The organism is Pseudomonas sp. TAA207, from assembly GCF_001529285.1.
In the GTDB taxonomy this organism is placed as follows: Bacteria; Pseudomonadota; Gammaproteobacteria; order Pseudomonadales; family Pseudomonadaceae; genus Aquipseudomonas; species Aquipseudomonas weihenstephanensis.
Window position 1 is genome coordinate 296,943 of the sequence record NZ_LLWJ01000072.1, and the last position, 25,315, is coordinate 322,257.

General features: G+C 58.9%; 24 protein-coding genes and 2 pseudogenes. 13 read left to right on the top strand and 13 right to left on the bottom strand.

The features are described from left to right. Positions 1–29 precede the first annotated feature (29 nt). Together AP059_RS21115 and prlC are read right to left on the bottom strand one after the other, a co-directional pair. Entirely contained in the window at positions 30–308 is a 279-nt protein-coding gene (locus AP059_RS21115) for a YheV family putative zinc ribbon protein (protein WP_048363798.1), read from the bottom strand. After that, positions 305–2,356: an oligopeptidase A gene (prlC, locus tag AP059_RS21120; protein WP_059766212.1), complete on the bottom strand. Its 2,052-nt coding sequence runs from the start codon at positions 2,354–2,356 to the stop codon at positions 305–307. The genes AP059_RS21115 and prlC overlap by 4 nt, the downstream gene beginning before the upstream one ends. 102 nt (positions 2,357–2,458) lie before the next feature. On the opposite strand from prlC, the gene AP059_RS21125 reads away from it, so the two are divergent. Both AP059_RS21125 and AP059_RS21130 read left to right on the top strand, forming a co-directional pair. Beyond that, complete coding sequence (locus AP059_RS21125; protein WP_059766031.1) at positions 2,459–3,007, top strand: gamma carbonic anhydrase family protein; 549 nt, start codon at positions 2,459–2,461, stop codon at positions 3,005–3,007. A 22-nt stretch (positions 3,008–3,029) separates the two neighbouring features. Then, positions 3,030–3,674 carry an HAD family hydrolase gene (locus AP059_RS21130; RefSeq protein ID WP_059766034.1) on the top strand — a complete coding sequence of 215 codons (645 nt, stop codon included), beginning with the start codon at positions 3,030–3,032 and terminating at the stop codon, positions 3,672–3,674. A gap of 57 nt (positions 3,675–3,731) precedes the next feature. Here the strand turns inward: AP059_RS21130 and AP059_RS21135 are convergent, their stop codons facing one another. Together AP059_RS21135 and AP059_RS21140 are read right to left on the bottom strand one after the other, a co-directional pair. Then, positions 3,732–4,211, bottom strand: coding sequence for an Mpo1 family 2-hydroxy fatty acid dioxygenase (locus AP059_RS21135; protein ID WP_059766036.1), 480 nt, complete (start codon positions 4,209–4,211; stop codon positions 3,732–3,734). 108 nt (positions 4,212–4,319) lie between these two features. Next, positions 4,320–4,739: pseudogene (locus AP059_RS21140) on the bottom strand (ATP-binding cassette domain-containing protein); the annotation flags it as partial. Between AP059_RS21140 and AP059_RS21145 the strand changes: the two are divergent. After that, a pseudogene (locus AP059_RS21145) lies at positions 4,737–5,309 on the top strand (TauD/TfdA dioxygenase family protein); the annotation flags it as partial. The pseudogenes AP059_RS21140 and AP059_RS21145 sit on opposite strands and share 3 nt — an antisense overlap. Before the next feature lie 160 nt (positions 5,310–5,469). Here AP059_RS21145 and betT read toward each other — a convergent pair. The 5 genes from betT to hemF all read right to left on the bottom strand — a co-directional run bounded on the left by betT (position 5,470) and on the right by hemF (position 10,969). Further along, complete coding sequence (gene betT, locus AP059_RS21150) at positions 5,470–7,473, bottom strand: choline transporter BetT (protein ID WP_059766038.1); 2,004 nt, start codon at positions 7,471–7,473, stop codon at positions 5,470–5,472. Between the two features lie 390 nt (positions 7,474–7,863). Beyond that, complete coding sequence (locus AP059_RS21155) at positions 7,864–8,280, bottom strand: hypothetical protein (RefSeq protein ID WP_059766041.1); 417 nt, start codon at positions 8,278–8,280, stop codon at positions 7,864–7,866. A gap of 515 nt (positions 8,281–8,795) precedes the next feature. Next, entirely contained in the window at positions 8,796–9,122 is a 327-nt protein-coding gene (locus AP059_RS21160) for a DOPA 4,5-dioxygenase family protein (protein ID WP_048363793.1), read from the bottom strand. 88 nt (positions 9,123–9,210) lie between these two features. Next, entirely contained in the window at positions 9,211–10,032 is an 822-nt protein-coding gene (gene aroE / locus AP059_RS21165) for a shikimate dehydrogenase (protein ID WP_059766042.1), read from the bottom strand. Positions 10,033–10,054: 22 nt separating this feature from the next. Then, on the bottom strand, positions 10,055–10,969 hold the full coding sequence (gene hemF, locus AP059_RS21170) for an oxygen-dependent coproporphyrinogen oxidase (protein ID WP_048363791.1): 915 nt from the start codon (positions 10,967–10,969) through the stop codon (positions 10,055–10,057). Between the two features lie 161 nt (positions 10,970–11,130). Between hemF and AP059_RS21175 the strand changes: the two genes are divergently transcribed. Then, positions 11,131–12,108 carry an NADPH:quinone reductase gene (locus AP059_RS21175; RefSeq protein WP_059766044.1) on the top strand — a complete coding sequence of 326 codons (978 nt, stop codon included), beginning with the start codon at positions 11,131–11,133 and terminating at the stop codon, positions 12,106–12,108. Positions 12,109–12,161: 53 nt separating this feature from the next. Here AP059_RS21175 and AP059_RS21180 read toward each other — a convergent pair whose 3' ends face one another. Continuing rightward, positions 12,162–12,719, bottom strand: coding sequence for an L-threonylcarbamoyladenylate synthase (locus AP059_RS21180; RefSeq protein WP_059766047.1), 558 nt, complete (start codon positions 12,717–12,719; stop codon positions 12,162–12,164). Between the two features lie 36 nt (positions 12,720–12,755). Further along, the gene (dprA, locus tag AP059_RS21185) at positions 12,756–13,862 is read right to left on the bottom strand and encodes a DNA-processing protein DprA (RefSeq protein ID WP_059766049.1); all 1,107 of its coding nucleotides are present in this window, start codon (positions 13,860–13,862) and stop codon (positions 12,756–12,758) included. A 566-nt stretch (positions 13,863–14,428) separates the two neighbouring features. Here dprA and def point away from each other — a divergent pair. The 5 genes from def (at position 14,429) to AP059_RS21210 (ending at position 19,164) form a co-directional block, all read left to right on the top strand. Beyond that, complete coding sequence (gene def / locus AP059_RS21190; RefSeq protein WP_059766052.1) at positions 14,429–14,935, top strand: peptide deformylase; 507 nt, start codon at positions 14,429–14,431, stop codon at positions 14,933–14,935. A gap of 231 nt (positions 14,936–15,166) precedes the next feature. Beyond that, a complete protein-coding gene (gene fmt / locus AP059_RS21195) occupies positions 15,167–16,132 on the top strand; it encodes a methionyl-tRNA formyltransferase (RefSeq protein ID WP_059766055.1) in 966 nt (321 codons plus the stop codon). Then, complete coding sequence (gene rsmB, locus AP059_RS21200; protein WP_059766058.1) at positions 16,129–17,439, top strand: 16S rRNA (cytosine(967)-C(5))-methyltransferase RsmB; 1,311 nt, start codon at positions 16,129–16,131, stop codon at positions 17,437–17,439. The genes fmt and rsmB overlap by 4 nt, the downstream gene beginning before the upstream one ends. Before the next feature lie 21 nt (positions 17,440–17,460). Continuing rightward, positions 17,461–18,837 carry a Trk system potassium transporter TrkA gene (gene trkA, locus AP059_RS21205; RefSeq protein WP_048363784.1) on the top strand — a complete coding sequence of 459 codons (1,377 nt, stop codon included), beginning with the start codon at positions 17,461–17,463 and terminating at the stop codon, positions 18,835–18,837. Positions 18,838–18,849: 12 nt separating this feature from the next. Further along, positions 18,850–19,164, top strand: a complete 315-nt coding sequence (locus tag AP059_RS21210; protein ID WP_059766061.1) for a hypothetical protein — start codon at positions 18,850–18,852, stop codon at positions 19,162–19,164. A 68-nt stretch (positions 19,165–19,232) separates the two neighbouring features. On the opposite strand, the gene AP059_RS21215 is transcribed toward AP059_RS21210, so the two are convergent. Both AP059_RS21215 and AP059_RS21220 read right to left on the bottom strand, forming a co-directional pair. After that, complete coding sequence (locus tag AP059_RS21215) at positions 19,233–20,120, bottom strand: lysophospholipid acyltransferase (RefSeq protein WP_048364277.1); 888 nt, start codon at positions 20,118–20,120, stop codon at positions 19,233–19,235. A 149-nt stretch (positions 20,121–20,269) separates the two neighbouring features. Continuing rightward, the gene (locus AP059_RS21220; protein ID WP_059766063.1) at positions 20,270–20,827 is read right to left on the bottom strand and encodes a DNA-3-methyladenine glycosylase I; all 558 of its coding nucleotides are present in this window, start codon (positions 20,825–20,827) and stop codon (positions 20,270–20,272) included. Positions 20,828–20,908: 81 nt separating this feature from the next. Between AP059_RS21220 and glyQ the strand changes: the two genes are divergently transcribed. The 4 genes from glyQ to AP059_RS21240 all read left to right on the top strand — a co-directional run bounded on the left by glyQ (position 20,909) and on the right by AP059_RS21240 (position 25,304). After that, positions 20,909–21,862 carry a glycine--tRNA ligase subunit alpha gene (gene glyQ, locus AP059_RS21225; RefSeq protein ID WP_019828634.1) on the top strand — a complete coding sequence of 318 codons (954 nt, stop codon included), beginning with the start codon at positions 20,909–20,911 and terminating at the stop codon, positions 21,860–21,862. Next, complete coding sequence (glyS, locus tag AP059_RS21230) at positions 21,859–23,913, top strand: glycine--tRNA ligase subunit beta (protein ID WP_048402121.1); 2,055 nt, start codon at positions 21,859–21,861, stop codon at positions 23,911–23,913. Before glyQ ends, glyS begins: the two co-directional genes overlap by 4 nt. Before the next feature lie 9 nt (positions 23,914–23,922). Then, on the top strand, positions 23,923–24,456 hold the full coding sequence (gene gmhB / locus AP059_RS21235; protein WP_059766066.1) for a D-glycero-beta-D-manno-heptose 1,7-bisphosphate 7-phosphatase: 534 nt from the start codon (positions 23,923–23,925) through the stop codon (positions 24,454–24,456). 77 nt (positions 24,457–24,533) lie between these two features. Then, on the top strand, positions 24,534–25,304 hold the full coding sequence (locus AP059_RS21240) for a lysophospholipid acyltransferase family protein (protein WP_059766068.1): 771 nt from the start codon (positions 24,534–24,536) through the stop codon (positions 25,302–25,304). Positions 25,305–25,315: the final 11 nt, after the last annotated feature.

A 25,315-nucleotide genomic window follows, 5' to 3' on the forward strand; every position in this document is an offset into this window, starting at 1 on the left:
CGCATCACTGTGCTCAATGGGCGCAGGAACTAAGGCTTTTTCAGCTTCGGGTTCGGGTAAAACTGCACCGCCTGCACTTTAGGGTCCGGGGTTTTTTTCAGCGCTGAAACATTCACCCGCGTGCCCAGTTCTTTGGGTATCGACAACCCTTGCTCATTCAACGTGTCCGAGTAGCCACACGCCACGCACTCGCGGTGCGGCACCTCGTCTTCATTCCACATCATCAGCTTGTCAGGCTCGCTGCACGCCGGGCAGACAGCCCCGGCGATAAAGCGTTTTTTGGTCACGTTCACCGGTGCATCACTCATGCTGCCGCGCCTTCGGTCAGGCCGCTGTGACGCAACAATGCGTCAATCGACGGCTCACGGCCACGGAAGTCCTTGAACAGCTCCATGGGTGCCTTTGAGCCACCACGGGCCAGAATCGCCTGACGGAATGCCTTGCCGGTGTGCGGGTTGAACACGCCTTCTTCTTCAAAACGCGAGAACGCGTCAGCCGACAGCACCTCGGCCCACTTGTAGCTGTAGTAACCGGCCGCGTAACCCCCGGCAAAGATGTGCGCGAAGCTGTTAGGGAAGCGGTTGTAGGCCGGCGGACGCATCACCGACACTTCGTCGCGAATGCCTTCAAGCACCTGCGCCACAGTGCGGCCGTCTCCGTGGGTGGCGTGCAGTTCGAAGTCGAACAGCGAAAACTCCAGTTGGCGAACCATCATCAGCCCGGACTGGAAGTTTTTGGCGGCGAGCATTTTTTGCAGCAGGTCTTGTGGCAACGCTTCGCCGGTTTCGTAATGACCGGAAATCAGCGCCAGGCCTTCAGGCTCCCAGCACCAGTTTTCCATGAACTGGCTCGGCAACTCGACCGCGTCCCACGCCACGCCATTGATGCCCGACACGCCCGCGTGTTCGATTTCGGTGAGCATATGGTGCAAGCCGTGCCCGAATTCGTGGAACAGGGTGGTCACTTCATCGTGTGTCAGCAGTGCAGGTTTACCGGAGACTGCAGGCGTGAAGTTGCACACCAGGTTGGCCACCGGGCTTTGCAGCACACCCGCCGCCGTGCGACGACGGTCGCGGGCGCCGTCCATCCACGCACCGCCACGCTTGTTGGCGCGGGCGTACAAGTCAAAGAAGAAGCGCCCGATGTGCTGGCCGTTTTCTTTGATTTCGAACAGCCGTACATCCGGGTGCCAGGTGTCGAAGCCCTTGGTTTCAACAATGTCGATGCCGTACAACGTATGCACGATGTCGAACAGGCCTTTGAGCACGGTGTCGATGGGGAAGTAAGCGCGCAGGGCCTCTTGCGACACGCTGTAACGCTGCTCGCGCAGTTTCTCGCCATAAAAGCCGCTGTCCCAGCTTTTAAGCTGCGGGCAGCCTTGTTCGGCGGCATAGGCTTGCAACTGCTCAAGGTCGCGCTCGGCGAAGGGCTTGCTGCGCTTGGCCAGATCGCGCAGGAAGGTCAGGACCTGATCCGGCGTCTCGGCCATTTTGGTGGCCAGGCTCAGTTCGGCAAAGCTGCCGAAGCCCAGCAATTGAGCCAGTTCCTGACGCAGGTCGAGGATTTGTTCCATCACCGGACCGTTATCGAACTGACCGGCATTCGGGCCTTGGTCCGACGCACGGGTGCAATACGCCGCGTAGACTTCTTCGCGCAGGGCGCGGTCCTCGGCGTAGGTCATCACCGGGTAGTAGCTAGGGAATTCGAGGGTAATCAGCCAGCCGTCGAGGCCTTTGGCCTGGGCTGCTGCGGCCATTTGCGCCTTGGCCGACTCTGTCAGGCCAGCCAGTGCGGCTTCGTCCGTAATGTGCTTGGTCCATGCTTGGGTGGCGTCGAGCAATTGGTTGGAGAACGTACTGCCTAGCTCGGAAAGTTTGCTCTGCACCTCGGCGTAGCGTTTTTGCTTCTCGGCGGGCAGATCGATGCCCGACAGACGGAAGTCGCGCAGCGAGTGCTCAAGAATGGTTTTTTGCGCTTGATCAAACTCGGCCACCTGCGGGCTGTGCGCCAACGCGTCGAAAGCCTGGAACAGCGCACGGTTCTGGCCCATTTCTGTGGAATAGGCGCTCAATGCAGGCAAGCACGCCTCGTAGGCGGCACGCAGTTCAGCGTTGTTACACACTGCGTTGAGGTGGCTGACCGGGCTCCAGGCGGCGCCCAGGCGGTCGTTCAGCTCATCCATCGCCAACACCAGGCCTTCCCAGGTCGGGTTGTGGCCTTGTTGTTTAAGAATTGCTTCAATGCCGGCGCGGTTGTCGGCGAGGATCTGCTCGATGGCCGGCTGTACGTGCTCAGGACGGATCGCCGAGAACGGCGGCAGGTCGTAGGGCTGCAATAGAGGGTTGTTCTCGCTCACGTTTGGCACCTTGGCTGGAAGAAACATTGGGCCATCTTAATTACAATCGACGCTCTGCGCAGCACTCTGCCCCGCTATTACTGCTAAAGAAGGAAGCTATTTGTGTCCATCCGTCCGTTCCAGCAGCACACACCTTCATTGGGCGAGCGCGCCTTCGTCGACCGTTCGGCCGTGGTCATCGGCGATGTCGAGATCGGTGCCGACAGCTCCGTCTGGCCGTTGACCGTAATCCGTGGCGACATGCACCGCATCCGCATCGGGGCGCGCACCAGCGTGCAGGACGGCTGCGTGTTGCACATTACCCACGCCGGGCCGTTCAACCCCCAGGGTTTCCCCTTGCTGATTGGTGACGATGTGACCATCGCGCACAAAGTCATGCTGCATGGCTGTACCGTGGGCAGCCGCATTTTGATCGGCATGGGCAGCATCTTGATGGACGGCGCCGTGATTGAAGACAACGTGATTGTCGGCGCGGGCAGCCTGGTACCACCGGGCAAGCGTCTGGCCAGTGGCTTTCTGTATGTCGGCAGCCCGGTCAGGCAGGTGCGCGAACTGAGCGAAAAAGAGCAAGCCTTCTTCACCTACAGCGCGGGTAACTACGTAAAACTCAAAGACCAGCACTTGGCCGAAGGCTACCACCTGGCGCTTTAAGCCCACTTTTTAGGAGCCTTGCATGCATTATCAAAACCTATTGTTCGACCTCGACGGCACCCTGACAGATCCGCGCGAAGGCATCACCCGCTCGATCCAGTATGGCCTGAGCAAAATGGGGATCGACGAACCTGACCTGACCCAACTCGAACACTTCATCGGCCCGCCATTGCTGCAACAGTTCATGGCCACCTATGGTTTTAACGAGGCACAAGCGTGGGAAGCGATGGGGTTCTACCGCGAGCGTTTCGCGGTGACCGGGCTGTATGAAAATGAAGTGTTCGAGGGCGTCACGCCGTTGCTGCAAGAGCTGGTGGCGCAGGGTCGGCAGCTCTTTATCGCGACCTCGAAGCCGCACGTCTATGCCCGTGAAATCGCCCGTCACTTTGACTTCGCACGGCACTTCAAGGTGATTTACGGCAGCGAGCTGGACGGCACCCGCACCAACAAGGTCGAGCTGATTGCTCACCTGATGCACGAACAGGGGCTGGATCCGACGCAAACCTTGATGATCGGCGACCGCAAACACGACCTGATCGGTGCGCGGGACAACGGCCTGGATGCCGCCGCCGTGGGCTATGGGTTTGGCAGCTTTGAAGAGCTGAACGTGTTCGCCCCCAAATACCACTTCGAGACGCTGGCGCAGTTGCACCAAGCCTTCAAGTGACACAACACCCCGCAGGCTGCGATCTTTTGATCTTTAACAATCGCAGCCTGCGGGGGGTTAGCCCATCCGTGCTTCAATTTCGCGCTGTAAATCCTCGCGCCAGCCCAGCAAAAAACCCAACTCCACCACCACAAACAGCGGCCCGATGATCAGTCCGGTGACATCATCGATAAACGCCGGTTTGCGCCCTTCGTAGTAGTGCCCGACAAACTGAATCACCCACCCCAGCACAAACAGACCCATCCCCCAGCCCAACCAGACGCCGGTGCTCAACGCCGCCAGTGTGTGCCCCAGCCATACCGACAATCCCAACAGCAGCGTCATCAATACCCCCAGACGAAGCTCAAGGCGCAGGTAAAACACCGCACTGGCGACCATCAGCAACACCGCGGGCGAAATACCCGCCCACTGCGGGCGCGACAACAGCACTGCCACAGCCATCACTATTAGCGGGATACCCACAAAGTGGCTGGCAATATTGCGTTTATCGCGGTGGTAAGCCGCGTATTGGCTCAGGTGCTCGACCAGACTTTTCATGGAGAAAACTCTTTGGGGGAATGAGCGCAGTGTAATACGCCCGCGCAGAAGCTGGCGCAGGCTGCGACCTGTTGATCGTGAAAGATCGCAGCCTGCGAGACAGGTCTATCAGCACGCAATAAACGCCAGCGGCAAATTCCGGATCTGCTCACGCACCGGCCGCTGATAAGGCCCTTCGCAGGTCAATTCATGCAGCAGCTCTTCGCGCAGTTGATGAAACTCAAAACTGCTGCGTTGACGCAGATGTGGCAACGCAATGTTCACGACCTGCTTGATCCGCCCCGGACGCGGCTCCAGCACACGGTCCGCCAAAAAAATCGCCTCTTCCACGTCGTGAGTCACCAGCACCGTGGTGATTTTGGCCCGCGCACGGATCGCCAGCAGTTCGTCCTGCATGTGTTGGCGGGTCAGGGCGTCCAGCGCGCCAAAGGGCTCGTCCAACAGCAACATGCGCGGGCTGGCCACCAAGCCGCGAGCAATCGCCACCCGTTGCGCCATGCCGCCCGATAACTGATGCACAAAGGCACGTTCGTGGACGCCTACCCAAAAGCCTCGGTGCTGCGTTCGGTGCTGGCGCCAGCGTCAGGCGGCGACACCGTGTGGGCCAACACCGCCACGGCGTACGCCAAGTTACCCACAGACCTGCAACAACTGGCTGACAAGCTGTGGGCGGTGCACAGCAACGAATACGACTACGCCAGCGCCAAACCCGATGTCTCGGCCGAAAAGCTTGAACGTTACCGTAAGGTCTTTACCTCAACCGTGTATGAAACCGAGCACTCAGTGGTGCGCGTTCACCCGGTCAGTGGTGAAAAGAGCTTGGTGCTGGGGCATTTTGTGAAGCGCATCAAAGGCTATTCGCCAGCCGATTCGGCGCACCTGTTCAACCTGCTGCAAAGCCACGTCACCCGCCTGGAAAACACCGTGCGCTGGCGCTGGAATACAGGAGACGTTGCGATCTGGGACAACCGCTCGACGCAGCATTACGCCCTTGACGACTACGGCGTTCAAGACCGCATCGTGCGCCGCGTAACATTGCAAGGCGATGTACCGGTGAGCGTGCAGGGCCAGCGTAGCCAGACCACCAAAGGCGCGTAACACCTGGCCCGCGCAATCGTCTTGCGCGCACGGCACAGAGGGTCGGTGAGGGGGATGAATGCGATTGTTTGCAGGTCAGTCACTGCGCGTACCGCCAACCGCTGACAAGGCATAACACCTGCGAAAACAAGCCCGCCCATTGCGGGCGGGCTTTTTTCAATCAGCGCACCAAGTGCAGGAACTGCATGTGGCGCTCGTACTGGTCGAGGATGTCGTTGATGATTTGCTCTTTGGTGTAGCCGGTCAGGTCGTAGTCCTGGCTGCCTTCACTCAAGTGCACTTCAGCGCGGTAGTAACGGCGATTACGCAGTTGCTCTTTTTTGCCAAACCCGCCACGGGCGAAGGACGGCGTGAAATAGCCACGCATCTGCACCTGATAGATGAACGGGTGCTCTTCACCGTGACCGATCTCCAGGCTCACGTTGTCATTGGCCGGGTCCGGCTGGGTGACAACGTTAAGGCCTTTTTCACGGAACACCGCGCTCACTTCTTCAATCGCCGGGCGCACGGTGGTGTCCATGAAGCGGTACACCTCATCACGCGACGGGAAGTGCACGGCCTGGCTGAGGCGTTGTCGCCAACCGCCACGCCCACGACGCGAGTGCGAGACCGGCGCCAGGGAATGCATTTGCGCGATTTGCTTCTGCGATTCCAGATAGAACGCTTTGTGCAGGCCCCACATCATCAGCAACAAAATCAGCGAGAACGGCAACGATGTCAGCACCACCGCCGACTTGAGCGCATCAATGCTGCCCGAAAATAACAGCGCACTGGTGATCAGCGCCGTCATTGCACCCCAGAACACCCGCAGCCATTTCGGGCCGTCTTCGTCAGCGTTATTGCCTCGCGCCGAGAGGGTAGACAGCACCACGGTGCCGGAGTCGGCCGAGGTGACGAAGAACACAAAACTGATGAACACCGTCACGGCGATCACGGTTTTGCTCCACGGGTAGGTTTCCAACAGCAGGTACAAGGTGCGCGACGGGTCGTCGATGGCCGACTGACCGAGGGCAACCATGCCGTGGTTGAGCACTTGATCGATGGCGCTGTTACCGAAAATCGACATCCACGCCAGGGTAAAGCCCAGCGGGATCAGCAGCACGCCGAACACGAACTCACGGATGGTGCGGCCCCGGGAAATACGCGCAATGAACAAACCTACAAACGGCGACCATGCGATCCACCAGGCCCAGTAAAACACGGTCCAGCCACCCAGCCAGTCGCTCGGTTTGTCGTAGGCGTACACATCGAAACTCTTGGTCGGCAATGCGCCCAGGTAGTCACCGATGTTTTGCACCAGGGTGTTGAGCAAATGTTGGGTCGGCCCTGCGAACAATACAAACAGCAGCAGCGCACAGGCCAGCAGCATGTTGATGTCCGACATCACCCGCACGCCTTTGTCGACCCCGGCGATGGCCACCAGAATGGCCGCGCCCATCATCAACGTGATCAGACCCACCTGCACCCATTGGGTATGCGGCATGCCGAACAGATAGTCGAGGCCGGAGTTGAGGTGCAACACCCCAAAGCCCATGTCGGCACCCAGACCGAACACGGTCGCGATGATGCCGAAGCCGTCTACCGCGTAGCCGATAGGGCCATTGATTCGTTTACCGATCAGCGGGTACAGCGCCGAACGCAGCGCCAGCGGCAGGTTGTGGCGATACGCGAAGTACGCCAGCGCCATGCCGACAAACGCAAACACGCCCCAGCCATGCAAACCCCAGTGCAAGAACAGCAACTGCATGCCCTGGCGCGCGGCCTCGGCATTACCGGCCGGGCCTTGTGGCGGGTTGAGCATGTGGGTCAGCGGTTCGGACACACAAAAGAAAAACAGCGTGATGCTGATCCCGGCGGCGAACAGCATCCCCGCCCAGGACAGGTAACTGAACTCAGGTTCGTCGTGGTCGGCACCGAGCTTGATCTTGCCGTAGCCGGACAAGGCGGTGACGACCACGAAGATCAGATACAGGGTCATCGCTAGCATGTAATACCAGCCGACCGTATTGGCTGCCCAATTTTGCGCAGCCAGCAGCCATTCACCGGCCTCTGCGGGCATGCAAATCACTACCACGCCAAAGATCAGAATAAAGATCGCTGCGAAGTAAAACACGGGCGGGTTCATGCGGATCGTGGACGTCTCAGACGTCATGGGTACACTCATTGGATGTGCACCTTATAGAGGTAAAACGCGGGCAAAAAGAGCGGATTCGGCAAAGGTTAGCCTCCTGTTATGAGCGGGCAGCGGACCACCGTTTTAAGTTGAACGAGTATTCAAGTTAAACATGGATGGCCTTTTAGAACTAATCGCTGCCCACGGCTTCACGTCTAATACGTTAGCTCATGGCAAGGTATGACACATGGCCATGATCAACGTTCAGCCGTTGCCACAAGGGGCTATCAGCGCCATGAGACCGCTGGGAGAAGCGGCCGGATTTGAGCGTTGAAAATAATTCAAAAAAAAACCTCACGCCAAGAAGCTGATCAAAAAACAGTCAATTTTGAAGCGTTTGATCATGAATAGGTGCCGGTAGAAACCCGACGATCGACGCCACTATTTGAGGATGTTGACTCGTCTCGGTACCGACACCCACACAAGAGCGATAACAAACGCATAAAGCACAACGCCCACCACACTGAAAAATGTATCGAGCACATACCCAGCGATTATTAAAATACCCAGCAACGAAGCCAGCACCAGCCAGCTATTAAACATGATAAATACCGCTATTTTTAAACGGTATGAGGACGTGGACAACTGAGTGGAAATCAGCACTCCCACACCGGCCATAAACACCGCAACAAGCCCGACACCTAGCATTATTGCAACGTAAATAACTGCCGCAGGAACACCCGTCGTCTCTAATAAATTCGAAGGATTCTCGGATATATCACTGCTGGCCAAGTGCAAACTAAAGCAGCCCAATATAAAAAAAACTATAGACGCCCACAAAAACTTAGAACGATTCATCGAACACCGCGAGCTTTTTTCATCTAATTGCAGTCTGGCCTGTTAGCTGATTTACGACATATGGCCTATCACCGCTGGATTTTTTGTCTACCTGCTGCACACATTTGGTCAGCAGCAGCTAAAGCCTTTAATTCGACTTTTGAATAAACGCTCCAACCGTTGCGTTTACAAATGCTTCAAAAGTAGCAATACAGTCAAATTTGAATAGTTTCGAATTCTAGACGCCAGCGACATAGCAACCGGATTTGGCCTGCCCGGGGGAAACGATGCCCAGAATCTAGATTTTGGGCCGACGGTGAATAGTGCCCTCCAGAATTAAATTCAGGGTAAGCCGTAACATAGATCGCAGGCAATATTGTGCTCATTTAATAACCGTATATATATTCACCTAAGATTATTAAATCTAGATTCAACTACGAAATACAACCATGAGGAAGGAGCCCAACTTTATGTCAGACGCATCCCGATTTTAATAATCTACTCAAACTTATGCGCCGTAGGGCCTGCGTTCGCGTTCAAAAAACAGACAAATCCAGCGGCCGAATCGCCCCCATCCAGATCGCATGTTCGGTGTGATCCAGCAGGTCATTTCCAGTATCGGGGTGCAGAAAAACCACTAATCCACGCCGATTAAGCGCCAGCCACGGTAAGACCACGCCGATCAGTTCAGGGCCAAACGCAAGTTGGCAGCTCCAGTCCGGGTGCGGGCCAACCGGGCGTTGGTGGACCCGGCCCATCTGCACGTTAAATAGCTGGGTCGCTTCTTCGGCCAAAGCGCGTGCCTGATCGAGGGTCGAGGCATCGAAATATAGGTGAGCGTGGTAACCCTTGATGCGCTGCATAAAACCTCCAAGCGCCGTAACCGCAGGCTGCGTCCAGCGCCATAGCCGTCGTAATGATCGGACGCCGCCTGCGCTGGCGGCTACCGGTTTAGTTGGCCAACAATTGGCGCAAGTGCGCCAACGCAGGTGCGGTGTCCGGGCGCACCCCGCGCCACAGGTAAAACGCCTCTGCCGCCTGCTCTGCCAACATGCCCAGCCCGTCCATGACCGTGCCCGCGCCGTGCGCGCTGGCCCACACACAGAAAGGTGTTGGCTCTTTGCCATACATCATGTCGTAGCACAGGGTTTTGCCAGGCTCGATCAAGCTGCTGGCAATGGGCGGCAACTCTCCTGCCAGGCTGGCCGAAGTGGCATTGATGATCACGTCCACCGACTCAGCCAACCAGTCATAACCACTGGCCGAGACCGGTCCCAGGTCGCTAAACAGTTCGGCCAGCACTTCCGCTTTTTCGACGGTACGGTTGGCAATGATGAGCGAGGCCGGTTGTTCGGCCAGCAATGGCTCCAGCGCACCCCGCACTGCGCCACCCGCGCCCAATATCAGAATACGTTTGCCTTTGAGGCTAAAGCCCGCGTTGACCGTCAGGTCGCGCACCAAGCCTGCGCCGTCGGTGTTGTCGCCCAACACGTTGCCATCGGCCAGCTTGCTCAAGGTATTCACCGCACCGGCCCGCTGCGCGCGCGCGGTCAGTTGCGTGGCCAGGCGGTAGGCCTCTTCCTTGAATGGCACCGTAATATTGGCGCCACGCCCATCTTTGAAAAACGCGGTGGCGCAGCCTGTGAAGTCATCCAGCGGTGCGAGCAGGGTGTCGTACTGCATGGCCTGACCGGTTTGCTCGGCAAATAAGCGGTGCAGCACCGGCGATTTGCTATGGGCGATCGGGTTACCAAAAACGACGTAACGGTCCATCAGGCAAGCTCCTCGGGCAATGTCAGGCGTTGGCCAACCAATCGCGGTCTTGCAGGAAGTAATCGGTCAGACGCGCTTCGGGGCTGCCCGGCTCGGCCTTCCAGTCGTAGCCCCAGCGCACTTGAGGTGGCAACGACATCAGGATCGATTCGGTACGGCCGCCGGACTGCAAGCCAAACAAGGTGCCACGGTCGTAGACCAGGTTGAACTCCACGTAGCGGCCGCGGCGGAACTCCTGGAATTCGCGCTGCTGGGCGGTGTATTCGTCGTTTTTGCGGCGCTGAATGATCGGCAGGTAGGCATCGATGTAGGCATCGCCAATGGCACGAATGAAAGCGAAGCAGGTATCGAAATCCCACTCGTTCAAGTCATCAAAGAACAGGCCGCCGATGCCGCGCGGCTCGTTGCGGTGCTTGATGTGAAAGTAGGTATCGCACCAGGCTTTGTAGCGCGGGTAGACATCGGCACCGAACGGCGCGCAAGCCTGCTCGGCAATGCGGTGCCAGTGCACGCAGTCTTCTTCAACGGCGTAGTAGGGCGTCAGATCGAAGCCACCGCCAAACCACCAGACCGGCTCTTCGCCTTCTTTTTCAGCGATGAAAAAACGCACGTTGGCGTGGGACGTTGGCACATGCGGGTTGTGCGGATGGATCACCAACGACACGCCCAGCGCTTCGAAACCACGGCCTGCCAGCTCAGGGCGGTGAGCGCTGGCCGAGGGGGGCAAGCCGCTGCCAAAGACGTGGGAAAAGTTGACGCCACCTTTTTCGATCACATGGCCGTTTTCAATCACACGAGTCCGACCGCCACCGCCTGCCGGACGCTGCCAGGCGTCTTCCACGAAGCGGGTGCCGCCGTCTTCGGTTTGCAGCGCGTTGCAAATGCGGTCTTGAAGGTCGAGCAAGTAGGCTTTTACAGCCTCGGTGCGGGTAGTCATGACATCACCTTGAATAGGTCAAAGCTACGCGGCACTTCGTCAGAGCGGGGCCGGCGGCAAAGGGCGGCTAGCATAACACCGCCCCCGGCCTCATCGCAGTTGACGAAGATCACGCTTAAGCGTTGGATGTAGCCTTCGTGAAATCAGCGAGGACAGTGCAGATGGCTAAACGTATTCAGTTTCGGGCCCACGGCGGCCCAGAAGTGCTTGAGTTTGTTGACTACTCACCCGCCGAGCCGGGCCCGCAACAGGTGCGCGTGCGCAACCAGGCCATCGGTCTTAATTTCATCGATACCTATTACCGTGGCGGCCTCTACCCGCTGCCTGAACTGCCGTCCGGGCTGGGCAACGAGGGCGCAGGCGTTGTCGACGCGGTCGGCAGCGACGTGCACAACGTCAAAGTAGGCGACCGCGTGGCCTATGGCACCGGCCCGCTGGGGGCGTACAGCGAATTGCACGTGCTGCCCGCCGCAAATGTGGTCAAGCTGCCCGACGATATTTCGTTTGAGCAAGCAGCGGCCGTGATGCTCAAGGGCCTGACGGTGCAGTACCTGCTGCGTCAGACCTATGAACTTAAAGGCGGCGAAACCATTCTGTTCCACGCGGCTGCCGGGGGTGTCGGTTCAATTGCCTGCCAATGGGCCAAGGCGCTGGGTGTGAAGTTGATTGGGACCGTCAGCTCGCCAGAAAAAGCCGCACTGGCCAAAAAGCTTGGCGCGTGGGAAACCATCGATTACAGCCATGAAGATGTCGCTCAACGCGTGCTGGAACTGACCGACGGCAAGAAATGCCCGGTGGTGTATGACGGCGTGGGTAAAGACACTTGGCTTACGTCATTGGACTGCTTGTCGCTGCGTGGGCTGATGGTCAGCTTTGGCAATGCCTCCGGTGCAGTGACGGGTGTGAACTTGGGGATCTTGGCGCAGAAAGGCTCGTTGTACGTCACGCGCCCGACACTGGCGTCCTACGCCAACAGCCCACAAAACCTGCAAACGATGGCGGACGAGCTGTTCGACATGATCCGCAATGGTCATATCACCGTGGACATCAGCCAGCGCTTTGCCTTGAAAGACGCAGCCAAGGCGCAGACCGAACTGTCAGCCCGTCGCACCACCGGGTCGACCATATTGGTGCCCTGAGGGACCAAACCGCGTAGGAGCGAGCTTACTCGCTCCTACTTTTGTGTAAGGATTTACGCCGGGCGAACCACTTTGCCCGTCGCCAAATCACGAATCACGCTCGGGTTTTTACGCCCGCCCAGGTTGCCACCCAAAACGTGGTCGATTTGCCCACGGAAATACTGCTCCACCTTGAGTCGCGTGCGTGCCGCCGGCAGCCCGGCCGGGTTGGCAGACGTCGACACAATCGGCCCTACCAGCGAGCACAGCTCCCGCACCAGCGGGTGATCGCTCACGCGCAAGGCCACCGAATCGTGAATGCCGGTGATCCACTCGGGCAACAAGCCTTGGTGCGGCACCAACCAGGTGTTGGGCCCCGGCCACGTGCTGGCCATGCGGTCGAGCCAGTCCTGCGGGAAATCTTCAAACAAAAAGTCGAATTGGTGAATGTTGTCGGCCACCAAAATCAGACCTTTTTCCACCGGCCGCGATTTGATTGCCAGCAACCGCTCGATGGCCTCTTCATCCCATGGGTCGCAACCCAATCCCCAAACAGCTTCGGTGGGGTAGGCAATTACCGCGCCCGCGCGAATGGCTGTTGCGGCTTGCTGTACGCGCCAGGTGCTGATCATTGAATGTCTCCAGATGTGTGCTGTGCGCAAGTGTACTTAGCTGGCGCGAGCAAACCAACGCCCGGCCTCCAGCACCACGTGGCCCTCCAGTTCCAGTTCGGTCAGGGCGGCCAGCAGCGCGGGCAATTCCCAGCCACTGGCACTGGCCAGCCCTTCGCTGGTGTAAGGCGATGCCTGCAACAATTGCACGAGTGGATGACAGCTTGGCGTAAACATTCCACCTGTCGATAAGGGCATGGAGCGCCAGCCGTGCAACCCTTCCAAAATGTGTTCGATTGTTTCAACCAGCGTAGCCCCATCGCGGATCAATTGATGGCAACCACGCGCACCGGGGTGGTGGATCGAGCCAGGTATGGCGTACACCTCACGCCCTTGTTCGGCCGCCAGCCTGGCCGTGATCAGCGAGCCGCTGGCCACACTGGCTTCCACCACCAGCACGCCGAGCGATAAACCGCTGATGATGCGGTTGCGCCGCGGGAAATTGCCCGGTAGCGGTCCGGCGTCCAGCGGGAACTCAGAAACCACTGCGCTGCCGCTGGCAATCATTGCGTCGGCCAGCGCGTGATGGCGCTGTGGATAAAGTTTTTGCAACCCGGTGCCCAACACGCCAATTGTTTGCCCGCCGATGTCCAGTGCAGCCTGATGCGCCGCGCCATCTATGCCCAACGCCAAGCCACTGGTGATCACAAAACCGGCACCCGCCAATGCGCGAGAAAAGGCCGTGGCGGTGTCCAGAGCGGGCCGTGAAGCGCGTCGGCTACCGACCATCGCCAACTGCGGTTTTTCCAGAATAGATGGCTCGCCCGCCACGAATAACAGCGGCGGCGCATCGCTGAGTTCAGACAATAACGCCGGATAATCGCACTGATCATGCAGCAGCACATGGTGCTTGCAGCCCTCAAGCCAGCGCAATGCAGCGCTTGCACCGTCGCGAACCGCGGCGCTGCGCCGAGCCTCGGCGCACACCGCTGGCAGCCCCAAAGCACGCCACGCACTGGCCGGCGCGCTGAGCGCCGAACTGGCCGAACCAAAGGCACTGAAAAGCGTGGCGTAACGCCGGGGGCCAAGCTCGGGCAAGCCATGCAAGCGCAGTCGGGCTTCGAGCTCAGCAGGGGAAATACGGGAACAATCAGACAGCGACATAGGATCATCCTTGATCTGTTTCAGCAGCGTTACGCAATGTACAAGCTGTGGATAACTCTGTTGACAAGTTGTTGGGCAATCGCCGCAATCGCGACGATTGAGCCTGCTCATTCACTTGAAAAACAGCGTGCACACCCCACCTTAGTTGAACGATTCAGCCAGGCAGGGAAGGGGCCAATGGCCACTTGGCAGAATCGCCAGGAAGTGGGCAATTAAACTCAGGCCCTGTAAGCATCCGACTCACATCTAACGCAGGCGGGGCCTGAGTTTCTGGACCCAAAGGCAAGGGCATAACGTCGCCACACATGTCACATCTGCTGACACAGCCAGGGCCATTAGGTGGTTTCAAAGTGCTGCAAGCAGCGGCCAGCATGGCGTGCACCCCATGCAGCCCGGCAGCTAGTCGTTTCATCCGCGGGTGAATCCCTTTATTATGCTTGCTCGCGTGAAACGCCTGAACCCGAGCGGGTTCTCTCTGGAAGAGACGTTTTGCACAGGTTGCCCGAGTCCCCAGGACCCACCTGACAACCGTTATCAATCTTTCATACAGTGCAGCAATTACGCCTATGGCCATCCTTAACATCCTCGAATTCCCAGACTCGCGACTGCGCACCATCGCCAAGCCCGTGGAGGTTGTGGACGACGAAGTGCGTCAGTTGATCGATGACATGTTTGAAACCATGTACGAAGCACCGGGCATTGGCCTGGCCGCCACCCAGGTCAATGTGCACAAGCGCATCGTGGTCATGGACCTGAGCGAAGATCGCAGCGCGCCAATGGTGTTCATCAACCCGCAATTCGAAACCCTGACCGACGAGATGGACCAGTACCAAGAAGGTTGCCTGTCGGTACCGGGGTTCTATGAAAACGTCGATCGCCCGCAGCGCGTCAAAATCAATGCGCTGGACCGCGACGGCAAACCGTTCGAAATGATCGCTGAAGGCCTGCTGGCCGTGTGCATCCAGCACGAATGCGATCACCTCAACGGCAAGCTGTTTGTCGATTACCTGTCTAATCTCAAGCGTGACCGGATCAAGAAGAAGCTGGAAAAGCTGCACCGCCAGAACACTTGATCCCACTTGTCCAACGAGTGAAGCGGTTCTTGTAGCCGCTGCCGAGGCACGATGGCTGCGTTCGGGCGCAAAGCGGCCGTTAACATCCAGGCACCACCGATATGCCAGATGTACCGTGTCGCCGGGTTTTGCGACTGCTCTGCAGCCGTTTGTAACCCTCGCGTCTGGGCAGCGGCTACAGGTATCTCGCAGGATTATTCCCGCGCTCCCCCCATTCCAAGTGAGAAACCCATGACTGAGCCACTGCGCATCGTCTTTGCTGGCACCCCAGAATTTGCCGCTGAACACCTCAAGGCGCTGCTAAATACGCCTTACGAGATCGTCGCGGTTTACACCCAACCGGACCGTCCGGCCGGGCGCGGGCAAAAGCTGATGCCAAGCCCGGTCAAACAACTCGCGCTGGAACACAACATTCCCGTGATGCAGCCGCCGACTCTGCGAGCACCTGAGGCGCAAGCCGAACTGGCCGCGCTCAAACCGGACTTGATGGTGGTCGTGGCCTACGGATTGATCCTGCCGCAAGTGGTACTGGATATTCCGCGCCTGGGCTGCATCAACAGCCACGCTTCCTTGCTGCCACGCTGGCGGGGCGCGGCACCGATCCAGCGCGCCATCGAAGCGGGCGACGGTGAAAGCGGCGTGACCGTGATGCGCATGGAAGCCGGGCTCGACACCGGGCCAATGCTGCTCAAGGTAAAAACCCCGATCACCTCTGAAGACACCGGCGGCAGCCTGCACGACCGTCTGGCCGAGCTAGGCCCGCCTGCGGTGATTGAAGCCATCGCCGGGCTGGCGGCCGGTACGTTGCAGGGCGAAGTACAAGATGACAGCCTCGCGACTTACGCCCACAAGCTGAACAAGGACGAAGCCCGTATCGACTGGAACCGCCCGGCCAGCGAACTGGAGCGTCAGATTCGTGCGTTCAACCCGTGGCCCATTTGCCACACCACGTTGAAGGGCGAAGCCATGAAAGTGCTCGCGGCAGAAATACCTTACGTAAAACATGTGAATGCGCCAGGAGAAGTTATAGGCGCAACCAAAAACGGTCTTATCGTGAGCTGCGGGCGAGGTGCATTGTCGCTGACCTGCCTGCAATTACCTGGTGGCAAGGCGCTGAACTTCAGCGACTTTTTCAACAGCCGTCGTGAGAAATTCGCCATCGGCACCCTCCTCGGCGCAACGGAAACCGCTCAATGAACCCGCGTCTGGCCGCCGCCAAGGCACTGACCGCCGTGCTCAACGGCAAAGCCTCGCTTAACAGCTCACTGCCCTTGCAACTGGACAAGGTCGAGGCCCGCGATCGCGGCCTCACCCAGGACCTCGCCTTCGGCACGGCACGCTGGCAACCGCGTTTGTCGGCGCTGGCCAACAAATTGCTGCAAAAACCGTTCAAGGCCGCCGATGCGGACGTTGAGGCGCTGCTGCTGGTCGGTCTGTACCAACTGCTCTACACCCGTATTCCTGCCCACGCCGCCATCGGCGAAACCGTAGGCTGCGCCGACAAACTGAAAAAACCGTGGGCCAAAGCGCTGCTCAACGCCGTGTTGCGCAATGCGCAGCGTGAAAGCGAAACCTTGCTGACCGAGCTGGAACACGACCCGGTGGTGCGCACGGCGCATCCGCGCTGGCTGCAAAAATCGCTGAAAGCCTTCTGGCCTGAGCAGTGGGAAGCCATCTGCGCGGCCAACAACGCCCATCCGCCGATGATTCTGCGGGTCAATCGCCGTCATCACAGCCGCGATGCATACCTGCAATTGCTGATCGAGGCCGACATTGAAGCGCAACCCTGCACCTTCAGCCAGGACGGCATCGTGCTGGCCGAAGCCTGCGACGTGCGCAACCTGCCAGGCTTTGCCGAAGGCTGGATCAGCGTGCAGGACGAAGCCGCGCAATTGGCGGCCGACCTGCTCGACCTCGCACCCGGCCAGCGCGTGCTCGACGCCTGCTGCGCGCCGGGCGGTAAAACCTGCCACATCCTTGAAGTCGAACCCAAACTGGCTGGCGTGGTGGCAGTAGACCTGGAAGCCAAGCGCCTGGTGCGTGTGCGCGAAAACCTGGAGCGTCTGGGCCTGAGTGCCGAATTGATCGCAGCCGACGGCCGCGATACCGCTACCTGGTGGGACGGAAAGCCGTTCCAGCGCATCTTGCTCGACGCGCCTTGCTCGGCGACAGGCGTTATCCGACGCCATCCAGACATAAAACTGACACGCCAACCTGACGACATCGCCGCTTTGGCGACCCTGCAAGGCGAGTTGCTCGACGCAATGTGGCCGACGCTGGACGTCGGTGGCATCCTGCTCTACGCCACGTGCTCGACGTTGCCGACCGAAAACACCGAAGTGATTGAAGCTTTCCTGGCCCGTACACCGGGTGCGCGTGAGCTGGACATCGCCGGGCAGTTCGGCCTCAAGCAGCCGCACGGGCGCCAGTTGCTGGCCCAGCAAGGCGGGCATGATGGCTTCTATTACGCCAAGTTGATCAAGATCGCCGCCGCGCGCGGCTAATCGAGAACAGGAAATGACGGCATGAAAATCATCATCCTCGGCGCGGGTCAGGTCGGCGGCACATTGGCAGAGCATCTGGCCAGCGAAGCCAACGACATCACCGTGGTCGATACCGACGGCGAACGCCTGCGTGACCTCGGCGACCGTCTCGACATTCGTACCATTCAAGGCCGCGCCTCGTTGCCCAATGTGCTGCGTCAGGCCGGTGCCGACGATGCCGACATGCTGGTGGCGGTGACCAACAGCGACGAGACCAACATGGTCGCCTGCCAAGTGGCGTACTCGCTGTTTCACACCCCGACCAAAATTGCCCGGGTGCGTGAATCGGCCTACTTAAGCCGGGGCAACGAGCTGTTCGACAACGACGCAATTCCGGTCGACGTGTTGATCAGCCCCGAGCAAGTGGTGACCAACTACATCAAGCGCCTGATCGAACACCCCGGTGCCTTGCAGGTGATCGACTTCGCCGAAGGCAAAGCGCAGTTGGTGGCGGTCAAGGCGTACTACGGCGGCCCGTTGATTGGTCAGCAACTGCGCCAGTTGCGCGAACACATGCCGAATGTGGACACGCGTGTTGCTGCCATTTTCCGACGTGATCGCCCGATTACCCCACGGGGTGACACGGTGATCGAGGCTGACGACGAAGTCTTTTTCATCGCCGCACGCGCCAACATTCGCGCCGTGATGAGTGAAATGCGCCGGTTGGATGAAAGCTACAAACGCATCGTGATCGCTGGTGGCGGGCAAATCGGCGAGCGGCTGGCCGAAGCCATTGAAAGCCGTTATCAGGTCAAGATCATCGAGATGAGCGCCGCACGCTGCCGCTACCTGTCGGACACCCTCGACAGCACCGTGGTGCTGCAAGGCAGCGCGTCGGACCGCGATTTGATGCTGGAAGAAAACATCGCCGACGCCGACCTGTTTCTGGCCCTGACCAACGACGACGAAGCCAACATCATGTCCTCGCTGCTGGCCAAACGTCTGGGGGCCAAGAAGGTGATGACCATCATCAACAACCCGGCCTACGTTGACTTGATTCAGGGCGGCGAGATCGACATCGCCATCAGCCCGCAGTTGGCCACCATCGGCACCTTGCTGGCTCACGTGCGGCGCGGCGATATCGTCAGCGTGCACTCATTGCGTCGGGGTGCGGCCGAAGCCATTGAGGCGATTGCCCACGGCGACTCGAAGTCGAGCAAGGTGATTGGCCGCCGTATCGGCGAGATTCACCTGCCACCGGGCACCACCATTGGCGCGATCATTCGTGACGAAGAAGTGCTGATTGCCCACGACGCCACCGTTATCAATGCGGGCGACCATGTGATTTTGTTCCTGGTGGATAAAAAGCATATTCGCGACGTTGAGAAGCTGTTCCATGTAGGACTGAGCTTTTTCTAAGGAGCCGGACGGATGCTGGAATCACTGGAAAAAATGCTGGCCAAGGGTGTGGATAACTCACTGCTGCGCTTTGGCTTGGGCAAGGGGTATCTCGACCTTGGGGATAACCTCAAGGCGGCAGAGCATCTGCAATGCTGCGTAGGTTTTGATCCCAAGTACTCGGCGGCCTGGAAGTTATTGGGCAAGGCGTATTTGGCGGCCGGGGATCGAGCGGCGGCGCGCACCGCATGGGAGCAGGGCACTGCGGCCGCGCAGGCCCATGGCGACAAACAGGCCGAAAAAGAAATGAGCGTGTTTTTGAAGAAGCTGGATAAACAGCAGCCCTGACGCGGCCCGCTCGGCGTTAACGCAGGCTGCGATGTTCTGATCTGGAAAGATCGCAGCCTGCGCGGTTATCAGTACCAGCGCGCCTCGCCTGGCGGGCGCTTCTTGAAGCGCTTCATGCTCCACATGTACTGGCTGGGGTAAGCCCGCACGTATTTCTCTACCACCTTGCTCATGGCCGCGCACGAAGTGGCCGTGTCGGTGCTGTACATTTCTTCAGGCGCAGCTTGCAGAATCACCTTGAAGCCCGAGCCATCCGGCAGGCGCAGCGCGTGCAGGAACACCCCGACCGCTTTACCGCCTGCCAGCATGTTCGGTACAAATTTGCTGGTCAGGGCCATGGTGCCAAGGAACGGTACAAAAATACCCGCCGACTCGGCTGGCTCCGGGTCTGCCGGAATACCCACCTGACCACCTTTGCGCACCTCTTTGATGACACTCAGGATGCCTTCTTTGGTCGATGCCGCGACGCGGTTGCCCAACTGAACACGCTGCTTTTGCAGCAACTCGTCTACCGCTTTGAGTTTTGGCGGGCGATAGAAAATGATCGGTTTGCACTGGCTGCAATAGAAGTGGTTGAGCACTTCCCAATTGCCCAAATGGCTGGTGATGCCCACCACGCCTTTGCCGCTGGCCAACGCGTCTTTGAGCACGTCCAGCCCTTCGACTTCACGCACCAGATCAATGGAGCGCTGGGCCGGCCAGATCCACGCGCAGGCGCTTTCGGTCAGGCTTTTGCCGATGTCCTTGAGGCTTTGGCCGACCAGTTGCTCGCGGGCAACCGGGTCCATTTCAGGGAAGCATTTGGCCAGATTGATGCGCACCACATCGCGTGAGCGATTCGGCAGTTTCCACATCAGCCAGCCAATGGCCGAGCCCACGCGTTGCACCGCGCCCCACGGGAGCATGGCAAATAACCGCAAAGCCCCGACCAGCAGGGCGCCTTTAAACTTTTCCACAGGGTTTTCCCATTCAAAACAAACGGCTTTGTAGTCGCAGGCGAAGTACGAGGTGGCGATCAGTTGCCCAACAACCTCGCTATTGAAGGCCCTTATGGCCTTATCGCAGCCTTTGGCAGCGACTACAGTCAGTGCAATTGGCCCGTATTCTAACCGCCGTTGGCCAGCTGCGCGTAGCGGTCACAGGTGGTGGCGTGGTCCATGACCATGCCGCTGGCCTGCATGAACGCGTAACAGATAGTCGGGCCGACGAAGGTAAATCCGGCTTTTTTCAGGCCCTTGCTCATGGCTTCAGCCTGGGGTGTAACCGCCGGGAATTCATGGCGTTCAGTGAAGTGATTGATCTTCGGCTGGCCGCCCACGAACGACCACAAAAACTCCACCGGGTTGTCCAGCGCCAGCCAGGCGTGGGCATTGCGCCTGGCGCCCACCACTTTCAGGCGGTTGCGGATAATCCCCGGATCTTGCAGCAAGACCTCTATCTCGGCGTCCGTCATGGCGGCCAAACGCTGCACATCAAAGCCAAACATGACCTTGCGATAGTGCTCGCGTTTTTTTAAAACCGTGATCCATGACAAACCGGCCTGGAACCCTTCGAGCAATAACAACTCGAACAACCCGTGCGCATCGCGCAACGGCACGCCCCACTCTTGATCATGATATGCCGCGTACAAAGGGTCATCCGAACACCAGAAACAACGTGCCATACAGGCTCCAAGAGGTAGAGGCGCGACCGAATCGGGTATACTCCCGCTCTTTAAATCGCAGCCCAAGAAACAGGTGAATTTGTGAGCCAGCCTACGCCAGCAGTGCGTACCTTCCAAGACTTGATCCTCGCCCTCCAGCAATACTGGGCCGAGCAAGGTTGTGTGGTGCTTCAGCCCTACGATATGGAAGTGGGCGCCGGCACATTCCATACCGCTACTTTTTTGCGCTCTCTGGGCCCAGAAACGTGGAACGCCGCTTATGTGCAGCCCAGTCGTCGCCCGACTGACGGCCGCTACGGCGAAAACCCGAACCGCTTGCAGCACTACTACCAGTTCCAGGTGGTATTGAAGCCAAATCCGCCTAATTTCCAGGAGCTGTACCTGGGCTCGCTGAAGCACATCGGCCTCGACCCGCTGGTGCACGACATCCGTTTCGTTGAAGACAACTGGGAATCGCCAACACTGGGCGCCTGGGGTCTGGGCTGGGAAATCTGGCTCAACGGCATGGAAGTCACCCAGTTCACCTACTTCCAGCAAGTGGGCGGCATCGAGTGCTACCCGGTGACGGGCGAAATCACTTACGGCCTTGAGCGCCTGGCGATGTACCTGCAAGGCGTCGACTCTGTCTACGACCTGGTCTGGACTGACGGCCCGTTCGGCAAAGTGACCTACGGCGACGTGTTCCACCAGAACGAAGTCGAGCAATCGACTTACAACTTCGAACACGCCAACGTCGACAAACTGTTCGAGCTGTTCGATTTCTACGAAAGCGAAGCCAAGCGCCTGATCGAACTCGACCAGCCACTGCCATTGCCGAGCTACGAAATGGTGCTCAAGGCGTCCCACACCTTCAACCTGCTGGATGCGCGCCGGGCTATTTCGGTAACGGCCCGTCAGCAGTACATCTTGCGTGTGCGTACCCTGGCCCGTGCCGTAGCGCAGGCGTATCTCGAAGCACGCGCCAAGCTGGGCTTCCCGATGGCACCCCCTGATTTGCGTGATGAAGTGTTGGCTAAGTTGGAGGCTGCACAATGAGTGCTCAAGATTTTCTGGTTGAACTGGGCACTGAAGAACTGCCGCCAAAAGCCCTCAATACCCTGGCTGAAGCGTTCCTCGCCGGGATTGAAAAAGGCCTGCAAAGCGCTGGCCTGAACTTCACTGCCAAAAAAGTCTACGCCGCGCCGCGTCGTCTGGCCGTGCTGCTGACCCAGCTCGACACCCAGCAGCCGGATCGCAGCATCAACATCGACGGCCCGCCCCGTCAGGCGGCGTTCGACGCTGAGGGCAACCCGACTCAAGCCGCCCTTGGCTTTGCCAAGAAGTGTGGCGTTGACCTGAGCGAAATCGATCAGAGCGGTCCGAAACTGCGTTTCAGCCAGGTCATTGTCGGCAAGCCGACCGCCAGCCTGCTGCCGACCATCGTTGAAGACTCGCTCAATGATTTGCCGATCCCCAAGCGCATGCGCTGGGGCGCCCGTAAAGAAGAGTTCGTACGTCCAACCCAATGGCTGGTCATGCTGCTGGGCGACGACGTGGTCGATTGCACGATTCTTGCGCAAAAAGCCGGTCGTGATTCGCGCGGTCACCGCTTCCATCACCCCGAAAACGTACGCATCAGCGCGCCAGCCAACTACCTCGAAGACTTGCGCAAAGCCTACGTGCTGGCCGACTTTTACGAGCGTCGTGAACTGATTTCCAAGCGCGTGGCCGAACTGGCGACGATGCAGGAAGGGACAGCCATCGTGCCGCCAAGCCTGCTCGACGAAGTCACGTCGCTGGTTGAGTGGCCGGTGCCGCTGGTGTGCTCGTTCGAAGAGCGCTTCCTCGATGTACCGCAAGAAGCCCTGATCACTACCATGCAGGACAACCAGAAGTACTTCTGCCTGCTGGACGTGGACGGCAAGTTGCTGCCGCGCTTTATCACCGTGGCCAACATCGAGAGCAAAGACGCGCAGCAAATCATCTCGGGTAACGAGAAAGTGGTGCGCCCGCGTCTGACCGATGCCGAGTTCTTCTTCAAGCAAGACAAGAAGCAGACACTCGAAAGCTTCAACCTGCGCCTGCAAAACGTGGTGTTCCAGGCCCAACTGGGCAGCGTGTTCGACAAAGCCGAGCGCGTGTCCAAACTCGCCGCATTCATTGCCCCGCGCATCGGTGGCGACGCACAGCGCGCAGCCCGTGCAGGCTTGCTGTCCAAGTGCGACCTGGCGACCGAAATGGTCGGCGAGTTCCCGGAGATGCAAGGCATTGCCGGTTACTACTACGCCCTCAACGACGGCGAGCCTGAAGACGTCGCACTGGCGCTGAACGAGCAGTACATGCCGCGCGGTGCAGGCGCTGAATTGCCGGGCACCCTGACCGGTGCGGCGGTGGCCATTGCTGACAAACTCGACACCCTGGTCGGTATTTTCGGCATCGGCATGCTGCCCACCGGCAGCAAAGACCCGTACGCACTGCGCCGTGCAGCGCTGGGTATCTTGCGCATCCTGATCGACAAAAAACTCGACCTCGACCTGACTGAAGCCGTGAATTTCGCGGTGACCGCCTTCGGCGCCAAGATCAAGTCGGCCGGGCTGGCGGATCAAGTGCTGGAGTTCATCTTCGACCGCCTGCGTGCGCGTTATGAAGACGAAGGCGTGGACGTGGCCACTTACCTGTCGGTGCGTGCGTTGCAGCCAACCTCGGCGCTGGACTTCGATCAGCGCGTGCAAGCCGTTCAAGCCTTCCGTCAATTGCCGGAAGCCGCAGCCCTGGCCGCCGTCAACAAGCGCGTGTCGAACCTGCTGAGCAAGGTAGACGGCAAGGTCTCGACCCACGTCGAAGCCAAGTTCTTCGACAACGCCAGCGAGTTCTCGCTGTACTCGGCCATTCAAAAGGCTGACGAAGCGGTACAGCCGATGGCCGCTGCCCGTCAGTACAACGAAGCGCTCACCCGCCTGGCCGCCTTGCGCGAACCGGTGGATGCCTTCTTTGAAGCGGTGATGATCAACGCTGAAGATGCCAACGTGCGGGCTAACCGCTACGCATTGCTGGCGCGTTTGCGCGGTCTGTTCCTCGGCGTAGCCGACATTTCGCTGCTGGGCTAAGGGGCTGCCGTGAAACTGCTGATTCTTGATCGGGACGGCGTGATCAATCACGACTCCGACGCTTACATCAAGTCTGTCGAGGAGTGGTTGCCACTCCCCGGTGCGATCGAGGCCATCGCGCAGTTGAGCAAGGCCGGCTGGACGGTGGCGATTGCCACCAACCAGTCCGGTATTGCGCGCGGCTACTACGACATCGCCACGCTGGACGCCATGCACGCCCGTTTGCGGGCATTGGTGGCGCAGCAGGGTGGCGAGGTCGGCCTGATAGTGTATTGCCCGCACGGCCCTGATGAAGGCTGCGCCTGTCGCAAACCCAAACCGGGCATGTTGCGCACGATTGCCGAGCATTACGGTGCTGATTTACGTGAATGTTGGTTTGTGGGTGACAGTTTGGGTGACTTGCAGGCCGCAGAGGCCGTCGGTTCACAGCCTGTTTTGGTAAAAACCGGAAAAGGCGAAAAAACGTTCGAAAAAAATCTACCGGCTACTACCCTGATTTTTGACGATCTGGCGGCAGTTGCCGCACAACTTATCCACACATAAGGCATTTTTGAACACCTGCTGACATCCGTTGCCCAGGCCTGTTCACGAATGCGTTATCCGCAACGGTAAAAGCCTCTATGTCGATCTTGCAGGCCATCAGAACTTTTTTCTTTTACCTGCTGCTGGGCACCAGTTCGCTGCTGTGGTGCTCGCTGAGCTTTTTTGTCGCCCCTTTTCTGCCGTTTCGTGCGCGTTATCGCTTTATCAACGTGTACTGGTGCCGCTGCGCACTGTGGCTGACGCGGGTGTTTTTGAACATTCACGTTGAAGTGAAGGGCGCCGAGAATATTCCGAAGCGTCCGTGCGTGATTCTGGCCAACCACCAAAGTACCTGGGAGACGTTTTTTCTCTCGGCCTACTTTCAGCCGTTGAGCCAGGTGCTCAAGCGCGAACTGCTGTATGTGCCGTTCTTTGGCTGGGCGATGGCCATGCTGCGCCCGATTGCCATCGACCGTGACAACCCCAAAGCGGCGCTCAAGCACATCGCCAAGAAGGGTGACGAGCTGCTCAAGGACAACATTTGGGTGCTGATCTTTCCCGAAGGCACCCGTGTGCCGTTTGGCACGGTGGGCAAGTTTTCGCGCGGGGGCACCGCATTGGCGGTCAATGCTGAGCTGCCGGTCTTGCCGATTGCGCACAACGCAGGCAAATACTGGCCTAAAACCGGCTGGGCGAAAAAGCCTGGCACGATTGAAGTGGTGATTGGCGCGCCGATGTACGCCAACGGCACGGGCCCACGGGCGATTGCCGAGCTCAATGAGCGGGTGCAAGCCTGGAACGAACAGACGCAGCGCGACATGGGTTCACTGTCACCGGTTGCAGCGCCAGCGGATGTCGCACTGGGTTAGTGCGAATTGTG